Origin of the sequence: Pseudoalteromonas sp. 1CM17D (assembly GCF_023161805.1) — a bacterium.
Classification (GTDB): Bacteria; Pseudomonadota; Gammaproteobacteria; order Enterobacterales; family Alteromonadaceae; genus Pseudoalteromonas; species Pseudoalteromonas atlantica.
The window spans coordinates 30363-42773 of record NZ_JALNTP010000010.1 but is presented as its reverse complement, the minus strand read 5'-3'; the positions used below and the strand labels follow the sequence as shown (position 1 = coordinate 42773).

The following is a 12411-nucleotide window of genomic DNA, read 5'->3' as shown; positions in this document are numbered from 1 at the left end:
ACCTTAAATTAGGAGCAAGTATGTCTAAGGTTGCTATTGTTACAGGCGGTACAAAAGGCATTGGATTAGCAGTTGTAAAACGCTTTATTGAAAATGGCTACACGGTGCACAATTTGGATATTGAGTACAGCGAGCTGGGGGTTTTTCACCAATGCGATGTGAGTAATGTTAGTGCTGTAAAAGCATGTATTACGGCCATTTGTAAACAAAGCCCACGCATAGATGTACTTGTTTCTAACGCCGGTAAACACCTCAGTGCTAGCATTGAGGATACCGATGAGCATACTTTCGATGCATTATTTGCATTGAACGTTAAAGGGGCCTATGCGGCTGTACAAAGTGTACTACCCAGCATGAAAGCGCAAAACAATGGCGCCATTATTTTAATAGCCTCAGATCAGGCAATAATTGGTAAACCTAACTCGTTTGCCTACAACCTGACAAAGCATGCTCTTGCTTCTATGGCAAAAACCACAGCGCTTGATTACGCCCAATTTAATATTCGCGCGAATGCGGTATGCCCAGGGACAATAGAAACCCCTCTATTTCACAACGCGATAGATGCTTATTGTAAAAAAAGTGGGGCTAACAAGGCCGATATAGTGGCAGAAGAGGCAAGCCTTCAACCGCTAAACCGCTTAGGACAAGCTGATGAAGTTGCCGCGTTAGTTAGCTTTTTAGCAAGTGATGATGCAAGCTTTATAACCGGTAGCCTACAACATATTGATGGCGGCTATACCACACAATGAGCACATGCCGATGAGCCTGAAAATTATTGACCCCCACGTGCATTTTTTTAACCTTGCCGAGGGGCAATATACTTGGCTGCAAGGCGAAAACCCACCAGCATGGCCAAATTTAGAGTTAATAAAACAACCTATTAGTGAAAAAAAGCTACTAGAGAGCAGTGACTTTACCCTCGCCGGCATAGTACATATAGAGGCAGGTTTTGATAACAACGCCCCCATTAACGAACTTAATTGGCTAACGGCGCATTTAAAAAAGCTTCCCTTTAAAGCCATTAGTTACGCTCAGTTAGATTGCGCACCTGTGCAATTTGCAAAAGCAATAAACGCCCTTGCCCACCCGCATTTAATAGGCATACGGGATATCACCGAAGGCTCAGATGCACAGCGATTATTAAACCCAGAGTGCTTTAGTAATTTGCAAACCCTTTGCCAGCAAGGGCTGCATTATGAAGCCCAGTTTGAGCTTGAAAATACTGCAATAGCTGCTCAGCTTGCTCGTTACGCTAAGGCGCTGCCTCAGCTAAAAATAATAATAAACCATGGCGGCCTACCTAATAATATTAATAACTGGCAGCAAAGCATTCGCATGCTAAGTGCGCACAATAATATAGCGATTAAGTTTTCGGGTTTTGAGCTTTTAGCGTTGAATTTACAACAGCAACAAGATTGTTTTGAAACTATGCTCTCGTACTTTGGCGAGCAGCGCATTATGTTTGCGAGTAACTTTCCGGTTTGCCAAATTAACGCAAGCTATAATGATGTTTGGCATAGCCATCAAGCTTTGTGTAAAACAAATAAAATATGGCACAACCTTAGCTACGCAAATGCTAAGCATTTTTATAACATACCCTAGATAAGCTATATTAAATTTAACCACTTACGTAAATGCGGCAATGACTATGACATTACATTCGCAATTATCAGCCCTTGGCATCTTAACTATTTTAAGTGGTTGCGCATCTAACACGCAGCCTACTCCTAAGCTGCACCACGCCTTACTTACCGAGCCAAATAGCCAAGCGGTAGAGCGTGTTATAGAGCGCTTAATGCATATAAAAAACGTAACGCTTGCTGACGATATCTTTATTCACACCAGTACCTTTACTCTTAAAAACACAAACCGTAGCGATATAACAGCCAATCAACAGCTTAACTTTCCTGATCAATTTGAATTAATGATAAACAATAATCGCTGCTATATACGCCACCTTGATAGTAAAGCCACCGCTGAGATAAAAGGCGTTACGTGTACAATCAATCTTGCCAATTAAACCCACTAACTATTCAAATGGTATTGCTCATAGGTATTAGAGAAACACAGCTATAAAAAAGCCGGTAAGTGAGCTATCACTTACCGGCTTTTACTTTAAACAATAGTATTTAAATAACGCTCTTTAAATAAAGCTTAAATTATTTAATTTCTACACGTTGCGAGCGCATAACAATCTCATCATTTAATTCAATGCCTAAGCCTGGCTCTTCTGATACTTCAAAAAAGCCATTTTTTGGTTGTGGATCTTGTAAGCACAGCTCTCGGTTCCACTTTTTAATGGCATATGTATGATGCTCATGAATCAAAAAGTTAGGAATAGCGGTTTCTAAATGTAACGACGCGGCAGTAGCAACAGGCCCACCACATACATGCGCCTGAATACGCACATCAAAAATATCAGCGTAGTCACATACTTTTTTAGTTTCAGTAAAGCCACCACATAAACCGATATCAGGTTGAAGTACATCAATGCTTTGATCTTCTAAATAAGGGCGCACACCCCAGCGGTTGTATAAACGCTCACCGCCTGCAATTGGCACTGCCACTTTATCTGCTACTTTTGCATGTAAAGAATGGTTTAAGTAGTTAACTGGCTCCTCGTAGTACATGCAATCAAACTCTTCGGCTATTTCACCAATTTGTATAGCAGAGGTTGCGCCAGGTAAGCTGTGGCATTCAAAAATAATATCCACTTCATCGCCAACTGCTTCACGTATAGCTTGCATACGAGCACGGTATAGCTTCATTTCAGCGCGAGAAATTATTTTAGTACGGTCGTAATACGTATTGCCGTCTTTATCGTATTGGATAGGGTCAACTTTTACTGCATCATAACCTTCGCCAATCGCTTTTAACGCCGCTTCTGCGTATTCTTGCGGTTGTACTAACGCTTTAAATTCGCTGTCCCAATCAAACTGTAGCTGCGATGCATAAGTACGTAGCTTATCGTTTACTTTACCGCCTAGTAATTGGTATACCGGTAAACCAAGTGCTTTACCTTTTATATCCCAAAGTGCTGTATCTATGGCGCTCATTGCTGCATAAACAACAGGGCCGCCACCTAAACCCCAAAAGCTTTCGCGTAACATACGCGACCATAACTTTTCGGTTTGAAACGGGTCGTGCCCAATTAAAAAAGCATCAGCCATTTCTTTTATCATTGCTGCTGCTGCGCTGTGGCCTAAATCGTAAGCTAAACCAGCTTCACCTACACCACTAATACCTTCATCGGTATGAATACGTACAAAAACCGGCGTCCAAGCTGGACGCTCTGGGCAATGAATATCAAATACTTCTACGCGATTTACTTTCATTAAAATTCCTTATTAGCCACGCAGGCTATTGTGCAAAACTGGGATCAAGTCGGTACGCTTTTCGCAGCATGGCAGGCCACGCTAATTGCCCACCTGTGCTGCCGCTATGTACCACATTAGCTTGGTTATAAATATTGTCGATAATTGGCTGCGGCACCGGAATAACCTCTTGTGAGCTGGCTTGTAATGCAAGCTGAATTTCGCAGGCACGTTGCAAGTCATAAAAACGCATAAAGGCATCGCCTACGGTTGGACCTACGGTTAAGCCACCATGATTTACCAATAGCATATGATTGGTATTGCCTAAATCATCTTGTAATACTTTGCGCTCGTCATCATTTACAGCCAGCCCTTCATAGCCATGGTACGACAGCGAAGGGAGCGAAAACATAGAGTATTGGCTTAGTGGCAATAGGCCATTTTTTTGTGTAGCAACGGCAATGGTTTCTTTAGTATGTAAGTGAATAACGCAATGAGCATCTTCACGCACTTCGTGAATTGCGCTATGGATAGTAAAACCAGCTGGGTTAATGCTAAAGGGGGTGTCGTCAATAATATTGCCGTGCAAATCAACCTTTACTAAGTTTGATGCAGTTACTTCGTCAAACGTTAAGCCAAACGCATTTACAAGGTAGTGATCAGTGCCAGGTAAACGTGCCGATAAATGCGTGTATATTAAATCCCCCCAACGAAAATGCTCTACTAATCGGTAGCAAGCTGCTAAATCTACGCGCAATTGCCACTCTTGCTCCGACACTTTATTTTTTAAATCTAGTTGGGGTAAATCAATCATAATCAGCCTTTTAAAATACGTACAACAACACAAGTACGAATAGATGTTTAGAAGTCTAAAGCAGTATTAATTTTATAGCAAACACAAACAAAACAGCCACACAATTGTGTGGCTGTTTACGCTGCACTTTAATTTAAAACGATAATACGTTTTTAAACGCGGTGCTTTATTTTACCTTTGAAAGGTAGTCAGCAATTGCTTCAAACTCTTCGTCCGTTACCGTTGCAACCATTGCTTTCATTGCGGCAGTCATACCATTGCTACGCGCGCCCGATTTAATATCTTTCATTTGGGCCACTAAATAGTCTTTGTTTTGACCATTAATTTTAGGGTATGCGCCCATAATAGGTGCTTTACCTTCTGCACCGTGACATGTTTGACACATTTTTTGGGTGTAAAGGGCTTCGCCATCAGCAGCGGCGGCGTTAAACGAAAAACTTGCGGCTAAACTAATACCCGCGCCTACTATTAGTGCTTTCATCTTGCTCATTATATTCACTCTTCTTTTTGACGGTTAGAAAATAGTCTATTGATTGTAGTAAACAATCTAGTAAAAAGCATACGTATCAATTTACGTTAGGCGATCAAACAAACATGACTACGTTTTCAGCCATTGTTGTTAACTTTAGCAAACAATACTGAACAGACACTTACCATACTAAATCATCTGGTACTTCAAAGTCTGCATATGGGTCGTCTTCATCTTTTGGTTTGTTTTCAGGTTCAACATGAAAAACAATGTACTTTTCATCAACTTCTGCGACTTTACGCGCCGGCTCATCATCGAGTACGTAAAACTGCCCTTCCAGTACACAAATAGCTAAACGACCACCCGATAACGCTTTTTGGGTTTTCTCGTTTACATCTATCCCTTTTACTTTGTTATCGTAAGTAAAATTAAAGGTACGCTCACCACGAATAGAGTCTTGATTATGGTGCTCAAGTATTTGCTTAACACGAGCAACTTGCTCACGTTGCTTAAGCTCTTCTTGGCGCGACTGGTTAAGTTCTTCAGCCTTTTTTTGCTGCTCTAATTTAGTTTGCTGTATGTGCTTTTGCAGATCGCTTGGGTTACTGGTAGCCCCTTTTTTTTGCTTTTTTTGTTGCTTACGTTTTTCTGACTTAGCAACTTTAGCTTTGTGCGATGTTGTTAACCCTGCTTGCAGCAATTGGTCTTGTAATGAACCCATGGCTTTGTTCCACTAAAAACTTATATTAGGTTTATTTTAATCACCAACGAGTACAAATAACAGTGCTATTAGCATTAATCTAGCAAAGGGCTGAATATACACTTTGATTTAGCGCAATTGTTAATGATTTAACCTATGAAATATAAGCCATTTTTCATATACTTTGGCTAACTTATCAGCTTATGTTTTAAGCCCTACAATGCGTTTTGCTCACTTACTTATTTGCTCGGTGTTTATATTTTTTGTGCTGTACGCGCCTCAGCCTTTATTGAGCTTATTTGCTAGCGAATTTAACGTTCCCCCTGCGCTTGCCGGCAGCTTAATGAGCGTAACCATGCTGCCTTTAGCAATTGCACCTTTGGTTTATGGGCTATTTTTAGCCAAGCAAAACCCGCTTATTATTTTACGTATTGCTATGTTTATTTTAGGAGTGAGCTGCATACTGTTTACAGTAGCGCCAAGTTTTGAGCTATTACTTTTGGTGCGTTTTATACAAGGCTTAACCTTACCTGCCGCGCTCACCGCGATGACAAGCTTTATTGGTATACGTTACAGCGCAGATGCCTTACAAAAAAATATGACCTTATACATAGGCAGTACCATAGCTGGGGGCTACTTTGGCCGAGTATTGGCCGCTTTATTTAGTGATGTATGGCATTGGCAAAGTTTTTATTATGTTATTTCGATTGTGCTTATTGGCCTGGCTATCAGTATAAAGCCCACGGGCTTTGTGGTATCTAATCAGTCAGCACTTACGCCGTTAACGTATATTAAGCAGCTAAAAGATGCGGCAGTACTAAAATTGTATGGTGCCGTTTTTTGTATGTTTTTTTGCTTTGCAGCCTTATTAAATTACCTACCGTTTATTTTGCAAAACACCTTTTTAATTACAAACACACGCGATATTGGCTTAGTGTACAGCGGCTACTTAATCGGTGCTTTAGCATCTATTGCAACACCTTGGCTTGCTAAAAAAGTGCCTTCAGCTTGGCATTTACTTGCTGCGGTTTTTATCGTGTATAACTTAAGCATTGTATTACTTATAAGCCAGCAACTGAGTGTATTTTTAATCGCGTTTACGTTATTTTGTGCTGCTATGTTTGTTATACACTCAAGCGCTGCTCCGCTTGTTAACAAGATTAGCAAAGCGCCTGCAAGTGTAACAAATGGCGGGTATGTATCGTTTTATTATAGTGGCGGGGCACTGGGCTCGTTATTGCCTGGTATTGTTTATCAACACTCAGGGCAAACTGCATTTATGCTTTGCTTACTGAGTGTGTGTTTTATTGGTTTAGTCTTAGTCACTTTAGGCTATCGAGAAGGTAAAAACATTACCCGAGGCTGATGCCCTGTATGCTCAAAAAAGGTATTTAAATCATTTTTTGAAAGCAGCCAAGTTTGGGTGTTTTCAAACGGGTGACAATGAAACAGCTCGTTAAACCAAATATCTTGATCAAGCCACAAAGTAACATTGCTTTGTTTATCGTTTGCTAAAGCAAGCATAGACACACACCCGGGCGCCACTTTTAAATAACGTGCTAACCGCTCGCTAGAGGCAAACCCCAACCGAGAAAGTCCCTGTTGCTTAGATAGGGTTTTTAAATCGAGCTGTTTGTCGTGTGCGGTAATTACTAAAAAGTGCTTTTTGCCCTCGTTATCACGCAAAAACAAGTTTTTAAGTCGCGTACCTGGGCGCTCCACCATAAATGCATCAGCATCTAAACTGGTATGTAACGCAGGGTGTTCTATTACATCGTAATTTATACCTAATTGCGCTAACAACTGCGCAAGCTTTGCTTTATCGGCCAACATACTACAAACAACGCCCTCTTAGCTGCACACTTAAGTCACGCCATAGTACTTGTGTAATTTCGTGTTTATTTTCACAATAGTTATTTTCACTGAGGGTTTCGTTTAAAAACCTGACGGCTTCATCCTCAAGCTTAAGTTTTAACACACTAGAGTCTTCGAAGTGTTCTTGTTCTATGTAACGTTTTACATCAGAGCGGCTCGGTCTTTTTTCGCCTCGCCCGCCGTTATTTAAGTTTATGTTACTGCGATGCTCAGCCTTTACCGATACAACATAAGCAAATATTTTGTTACCTTGCTCATCCACGTTCTCATAAAACTGCTTGTTATTTATTTCATAAGGAGGCGCTTCATTACTGGCACACCCTGCAAGTAGCAAAGCAAGTATACAGATACTTTTTTTCATTGTTTTTGTCGTTTCGCGAGGTATTTTTCTCGAGTCTATCAAAAATAAACGATAACAGTTAAATATTGCTAAAAAATACTTGACCAAATTTATAAAAATATTTAAAGTTCACCCCGCTTGGAACTCAGCAGCCAAGTAATTACAACTATGTAATTTAGGAATGTGGGGCTATAGCTCAGCTGGGAGAGCGCCTGCCTTGCACGCAGGAGGTCAGCAGTTCGATCCTGCTTAGCTCCACCACTTTCCTACTCTTCTATTACTTCCTATTTTTCATCGTCTTATTATTCTTTTATCTTCTACAAAATAACTTTTATATTTGCGCATTCCTTGTTTGTTTAGTCTTTGTTGGCTATAAATTATCTCATCTGTAGCAATCATACTTTTGGCTTAAACAATGGATACCCCTAAACGCACCACGTTAAAAAAGCTCGCTGTCATCGGTTTAACCGCGGGTGTAGTTACTCATGTACCATATGTGTTTGCCCGAAAAAAAGTAACCCTAAGAGTCTTAGGAACACATGTAACGCTACAAGAAGCCATTCGTAAACAAGCAATGCTTGATTTAGGCATAAATATAGAATTTTCCCCTGCTGGTAGTGCTGCCGTATTACAAAAAGCCTCCATGGACCCTGGCTCCTTTGATTTATACGAGCAATGGTCAAACAGTATTAATGTACTTTGGCGGGCGGGGTCTATTCAGCCTATAGAAAAAAAACGGCTAACCTACTTTAATGAAATAAATTCTCTTACCAAAACGGGGAAGCTCACCCCCGATGCAAAATTAGGTGCAGGCGACGCTCCTTATAAATTACTCAATGTACAAGAGGACGGCACACTAAGCGCAAACGAAAGCGATTACATTAGCTTTTTGCCCTATGTACATAATGTTGACTCTTTTGGCTATAACACCGCTAAGATAAAACCTGGTATTGCCTACGAAACTGAAAGTTGGGGCTGGTTACTTGATGATGCCCACCGGGGTAAAGTAGGCATTGTAAATGCACCCACAATTGGCTTATTTGACCTTGCCTTGGCAGCACAAAGCAAAGGGTTAATAACATTTAAAGATATTGGTGCGATTACTCGCTCCGAGCTTGACCGTTTATTTAGTATTTTAATTGACTATAAACGCCAAGGGCATTTTGCAGGTTATTGGAACTCGGTGCCAGAGTCTGTTGAATTTATGAAAAGCCAACGCGTGCACATAGAAAGTATGTTTTCCCCCGCTGTGGCCGCGCTCAATAGTCAAAATGTTAACGTGCGATTTGCCGCTCCAAAAGAGGGCTACCGTGGCTGGCATGGGGTAATGTGCTTATCGTCACAGGTTAATAATAACCAAAAAGATGCCGCATACGATTACATGAACTGGTGGCTTTCGGGGTGGGCCGGCGCATTTATTGCTCGCCAAGGGTATTACATTAGTAACCCACAACGCTCAAAAGCAATGCTTTCACCAAGTGAATGGGATTACTGGTACTTAGGCAAGCCCACTACGGTTGACTTACTAAACACCCAAAAACAAGTCGCAGTAAAAGCCGGCGAGCAGCGAAATGGTGGTAGCTATTTAAAACGCTTAAGCAATGTAGCTGTTTGGAATAGCGTTATGCCGACTTACGATTACAGCTTGCAAAAATGGTATGAGTTAATAAGCAGATAATGATAACCCGTTCAATAAAATCAAAAATAATAATTGCCCTATGCGTATTAATTACTTTATTAATTTTGCAAAGTTACCTATTCAATTATTCGCAAAAATCACTTTTTGAGCTGCAAAATGCGCAGCACAAAGCTTTATTACAAAGCGAGTCTGTTACCCGTTTAGAAAACGATGTGATTTCTTTACAAAGCCAAGCCATTGCTTATCTAGATCATGCTAATAGCAATACCATTGAAAAGTTTAATATGCACTTAAATGCTGCAAAAAGGGATTTAGATACGCTAAGTACATATTTAAATGAGTATGATGAAAACTATCAAAACAATATAAAGCGCCTTAACGAGTACTTAAATAATTACCAAGATACATTTAATCGCGTAGTCGTTAACAGAACCAAACGAGAGCAGCTGTACATTACACAGTTCAAACAACCTATTGAAGCGCTAAAAGCACAACTTAATGAGCTTAAAAAAAACACGCTAACCAGCAAGCAAAATAAAATAGTGAATACCCTTTTAACTATTAGCAATATAGAACAAGCAACAACCAATTATTTACACAAGCCAAATTATGATGAAGCACAAAATGTGCAAGATAACCTAGCACACTTAAATACCCTACTGGCGAGTATTGAAACCGCTAATGTTAACCTACTTAATAATACTGACGAGCTTGAGCAAGCGTATAGCCAATTAGTTATTTTAACCCGTAGCTATACGTTTTCGATAAATGTAGTTTTAACAGGAATAGAAAACGAGCTGCTTTACCTAGCCGAAAAAATTAGGGATGTAGAGAAGCAAAAGCTCACCCAGACCGAGCAGCAGCTAAGAGACCACGTATTAAAAAGTACCGAAATGGCCAACCTTTTTGCCGCGCTGATCACTGTTATCATAATAGTAATTACCTTTTTTATATTTAACTCTGTCATTAAGCCCATTGCGAAATTAACTAAGCTGTTAAATGATATGAGCAATGAAAAGCAAGTAACACTAAATAGTGATGAGCATCATCAAAATGAAATTAACTCGGTTATTACCGCGGCTAATGCGCTGTATTTAAAAAACAAACAAACAAAAGAGCTACTAGCAGAAACCCAAGCGCTTAATTCTAAAATGGAATTAATGAATAAAGAGCTTACAGTTGCCATCACCCAAGCAAAAAATGCCAACCAAGCGAAAGGTGACTTTGTAGCTAATATGAGCCATGAGCTTCGCACTCCAATGAACGGTATTTTAGGCATGCTGCAGCTATTACAAAGCAGCGCTCTTCCAGCAAAACAAAAACACTATGCAGATAAAGCGTTTTCTAGTGCTCAAAACTTACTGCAAATACTTAATAACGTACTCGACTTTTCAAAGCTTGAGTCTGACAAAGTAAAGCTTGAATCAATCCCTTTTACTTTGCATACCGTGGTTTCTAATGTAAAAAATTTATTTTCGGTAAATGCGAAACAAAAAGGGTTGCGCCTTAATTTTGTATTGCATGTTGATGCAGGGCTTGAGCTGATGGGCGATCCACTGCACTTGAGTCAAGTTATTAATAACTGTGTAGGTAATGCCATTAAATTTACAGAGCGCGGTGAAGTAACAGTAACAATTGAAGCCACAACACAAGATGAGCAGCAAATACAGTTACGCTTTGGTATTAAAGACACTGGCATAGGCATGACGCCTGAGCAAACCGCCTCAATTTTTGACTCGTTCTACCAAGGCGATTCCAGTACAACACGTAAATATGGCGGCACCGGATTAGGTTTAACTATTTGTAAGCAACTAACCAAGTTACTAGGCGGCGAAATACAAGTACGCAGCACACCCCACGTCGGGAGTGAGTTTTATTTTACACTACCGTTTAAAATGACGAGCAAAGAAGCGCTTAAAAAGCATGCCTTACTAATTAGTCCCGATACTGAGCAAATAAAATCACTCACTAAGTTATTAAGTAACGCTGATATTACTGCAGAAATTACCCAAGAGCCGCTACGTGCAATTGCAAAAATGTCTCAACCGAGTAACCCTTTTAATATTGTGATCATGACGTTGTCACACAAAGAACTAAAAGATAATTTTATTTTGCAGCAACTGTACTTACAAAAACAAAAAAATAAACACAAACTGCTGCTTATTTTACTCATTAACGATCAAGAGCACCCGCAGGCAGTCCCCGATAGCGATCATATTGATATTATAACAATAGGTAATACTCACACTGATTCTCAGTTAATGCGTTTATTATTACCCGACTCAACACAGCTTAAAGAAGGAGAGTCTTACCCACAGTTTACCGGTTACACCGCACTTGCAGTAGATGATAACCCTGTAAACCAAGAGATTCTTGAAGCACTATTAACTAAAATGAATATGACTGTTATCTCTGCAAGTAATGGCGAGGAAGCACTCATTAAAGTAGAAGAAAACACAATTGATATTATTTTTATGGATATTCAAATGCCAGTGATGGATGGCCTAGAAGCGACACGTATATTGCGTCAAAGGGGTTATACAACGCCTATTGTTGCTGTAACTGCAGCAGTGTTTTCTAATGATAAGAAAGCCGCCATTCGAGCAGGCATGGATGACTATTTAGTCAAGCCGTTATTATTTGGTCTGCTTTGTGACAGCATAGAAAAGCATCTAACAAAAACCCATACGTTAAGTACATTAAACCTCAATGTAGCACGCTCTAATCTTGAAGATAATAATGAACTCATTAATTCAATATTCACTAAGTTTAATACCGATTACAGCCACTTTATGGAGGTAGCTGTAAAGCACTTGAAAAATAATGAGCATAAAACATTAGCTAGAGCGATGCATAACTTAAAAGGCTTAGCCGGCACCCTAGGGTTAGAGCTACTAGAGCAAAGCGCTAAAAAAGCAGAGTTAGAACTGAGCAGTAACGCATGCACCGATCTTAGTGTTTTTAATGAACAATTGACCTTAGCACTTTATGCAGTAAGACAGCTACTGGTAACAAACTCTTATAATCATCAGCCAGAAGCTATGAGCTCTGGGCAAAATCCAGATACATTAATTGATGAAATCTATTCTTTAGCGTTATCTGCCCGCCCTATTCCTAGTAAATTAGTTAGAGAAATTGCGCTTCAAAAATTCGATCATTCCCATCCATTATTCAAGCTAAAAGAGGCAATAGATAACTTTAACTACGCTTTAGTGATTAAACTTATTGATAAATACAGAAATAACTATAAAAACTAGACA

At 39.9% G+C, this 12411-nt stretch carries 12 protein-coding genes and 1 tRNA gene; 7 read left to right on the top strand and 6 right to left on the bottom strand.

Annotated elements, in window-relative coordinates; all coding sequences use genetic code 11:
- Nucleotides 1–20 precede the first annotated feature (20 nt).
- From MSC25_RS16225 to MSC25_RS16215, 3 genes are read left to right on the top strand one after another with little or no spacing between them, the layout of a single operon-like run.
- A complete protein-coding gene (locus tag MSC25_RS16225) occupies nucleotides 21–749 on the top strand; it encodes an SDR family oxidoreductase (RefSeq protein WP_096042384.1) in 729 nt (242 codons plus the stop codon).
- Between the two features lie 10 nt (nucleotides 750–759).
- Nucleotides 760–1602, top strand: a complete 843-nt coding sequence (locus MSC25_RS16220; RefSeq protein ID WP_096042385.1) for an amidohydrolase family protein — start codon at nucleotides 760–762, stop codon at nucleotides 1600–1602.
- Nucleotides 1603–1648: 46 nt separating this feature from the next.
- A complete protein-coding gene (locus MSC25_RS16215; RefSeq protein WP_029772597.1) occupies nucleotides 1649–2020 on the top strand; it encodes a hypothetical protein in 372 nt (123 codons plus the stop codon).
- A 139-nt stretch (nucleotides 2021–2159) separates the two neighbouring features.
- Here MSC25_RS16215 and MSC25_RS16210 read toward each other — a convergent pair whose 3' ends face one another.
- The 4 genes from MSC25_RS16210 to MSC25_RS16195 form a co-directional block, all read right to left on the bottom strand.
- Entirely contained in the window at nucleotides 2160–3335 is a 1176-nt protein-coding gene (locus tag MSC25_RS16210; protein WP_054983246.1) for a mandelate racemase/muconate lactonizing enzyme family protein, read from the bottom strand.
- 25 nt (nucleotides 3336–3360) lie between these two features.
- A complete protein-coding gene (locus MSC25_RS16205; RefSeq protein WP_024031462.1) occupies nucleotides 3361–4128 on the bottom strand; it encodes a class II aldolase/adducin family protein in 768 nt (255 codons plus the stop codon).
- A gap of 166 nt (nucleotides 4129–4294) precedes the next feature.
- Nucleotides 4295–4618 carry a c-type cytochrome gene (locus tag MSC25_RS16200; protein ID WP_004587649.1) on the bottom strand — a complete coding sequence of 108 codons (324 nt, stop codon included), beginning with the start codon at nucleotides 4616–4618 and terminating at the stop codon, nucleotides 4295–4297.
- A gap of 160 nt (nucleotides 4619–4778) precedes the next feature.
- A complete protein-coding gene (locus MSC25_RS16195; protein ID WP_004587650.1) occupies nucleotides 4779–5318 on the bottom strand; it encodes a DUF2058 domain-containing protein in 540 nt (179 codons plus the stop codon).
- A 199-nt stretch (nucleotides 5319–5517) separates the two neighbouring features.
- Between MSC25_RS16195 and MSC25_RS16190 the strand changes: the two genes are divergently transcribed.
- Nucleotides 5518–6663 (top strand): MFS transporter, encoded by a 1146-nt coding sequence (locus MSC25_RS16190; RefSeq protein ID WP_029772600.1) that lies wholly within the window; start codon nucleotides 5518–5520, stop codon nucleotides 6661–6663.
- Here the strand turns inward: MSC25_RS16190 and MSC25_RS16185 are convergent.
- Together MSC25_RS16185 and MSC25_RS16180 are read right to left on the bottom strand one after the other, a co-directional pair.
- The gene (locus MSC25_RS16185; protein WP_004587652.1) at nucleotides 6630–7130 is read right to left on the bottom strand and encodes a prolyl-tRNA synthetase associated domain-containing protein; all 501 of its coding nucleotides are present in this window, start codon (nucleotides 7128–7130) and stop codon (nucleotides 6630–6632) included. The genes MSC25_RS16190 and MSC25_RS16185 overlap by 34 nt on opposite strands.
- A 1-nt stretch (nucleotide 7131) precedes the next feature.
- Entirely contained in the window at nucleotides 7132–7533 is a 402-nt protein-coding gene (locus tag MSC25_RS16180; protein WP_024031465.1) for a hypothetical protein, read from the bottom strand.
- A gap of 164 nt (nucleotides 7534–7697) precedes the next feature.
- On the opposite strand from MSC25_RS16180, the gene MSC25_RS16175 reads away from it, so the two are divergent.
- The 3 genes from MSC25_RS16175 to MSC25_RS16165 all read left to right on the top strand — a co-directional run bounded on the left by MSC25_RS16175 (nucleotide 7698) and on the right by MSC25_RS16165 (nucleotide 12408).
- Nucleotides 7698–7773: transfer RNA gene (locus MSC25_RS16175), tRNA-Ala, on the top strand.
- Nucleotides 7774–7927: 154 nt separating this feature from the next.
- Nucleotides 7928–9190: an extracellular solute-binding protein gene (locus MSC25_RS16170; protein ID WP_024031466.1), complete on the top strand. Its 1263-nt coding sequence runs from the start codon at nucleotides 7928–7930 to the stop codon at nucleotides 9188–9190.
- Nucleotides 9190–12408, top strand: coding sequence for an ATP-binding protein (locus tag MSC25_RS16165; protein WP_248443970.1), 3219 nt, complete (start codon nucleotides 9190–9192; stop codon nucleotides 12406–12408). The genes MSC25_RS16170 and MSC25_RS16165 overlap by 1 nt, the downstream gene beginning before the upstream one ends.
- Nucleotides 12409–12411: the final 3 nt, after the last annotated feature.

What these genes read in the sequence shown, in the direction of transcription:
- MSC25_RS16210 (WP_054983246.1), bottom strand. Translation starts at nt 3,335, where the DNA reads ATGAAAGTAAATCGCGTAGAAGTATTTGATATTCATTGCCCAGAGCGT.
- MSC25_RS16215 (WP_029772597.1), top strand. Translation starts at nt 1,649, where the DNA reads ATGACATTACATTCGCAATTATCAGCCCTTGGCATCTTAACTATTTTA.
- MSC25_RS16225 (WP_096042384.1), top strand. Translation starts at nt 21, where the DNA reads ATGTCTAAGGTTGCTATTGTTACAGGCGGTACAAAAGGCATTGGATTA.
- MSC25_RS16190 (WP_029772600.1), top strand. Translation starts at nt 5,518, where the DNA reads ATGCGTTTTGCTCACTTACTTATTTGCTCGGTGTTTATATTTTTTGTG.
- MSC25_RS16205 (WP_024031462.1), bottom strand. Translation starts at nt 4,128, where the DNA reads ATGATTGATTTACCCCAACTAGATTTAAAAAATAAAGTGTCGGAGCAA.
- MSC25_RS16195 (WP_004587650.1), bottom strand. Translation starts at nt 5,318, where the DNA reads ATGGGTTCATTACAAGACCAATTGCTGCAAGCAGGGTTAACAACATCG.
- MSC25_RS16185 (WP_004587652.1), bottom strand. Translation starts at nt 7,130, where the DNA reads ATGTTGGCCGATAAAGCAAAGCTTGCGCAGTTGTTAGCGCAATTAGGT.
- MSC25_RS16165 (WP_248443970.1), top strand. Translation starts at nt 9,190, where the DNA reads ATGATAACCCGTTCAATAAAATCAAAAATAATAATTGCCCTATGCGTA.
- MSC25_RS16170 (WP_024031466.1), top strand. Translation starts at nt 7,928, where the DNA reads ATGGATACCCCTAAACGCACCACGTTAAAAAAGCTCGCTGTCATCGGT.
- MSC25_RS16200 (WP_004587649.1), bottom strand. Translation starts at nt 4,618, where the DNA reads ATGAGCAAGATGAAAGCACTAATAGTAGGCGCGGGTATTAGTTTAGCC.
- MSC25_RS16180 (WP_024031465.1), bottom strand. Translation starts at nt 7,533, where the DNA reads ATGAAAAAAAGTATCTGTATACTTGCTTTGCTACTTGCAGGGTGTGCC.
- MSC25_RS16220 (WP_096042385.1), top strand. Translation starts at nt 760, where the DNA reads ATGAGCCTGAAAATTATTGACCCCCACGTGCATTTTTTTAACCTTGCC.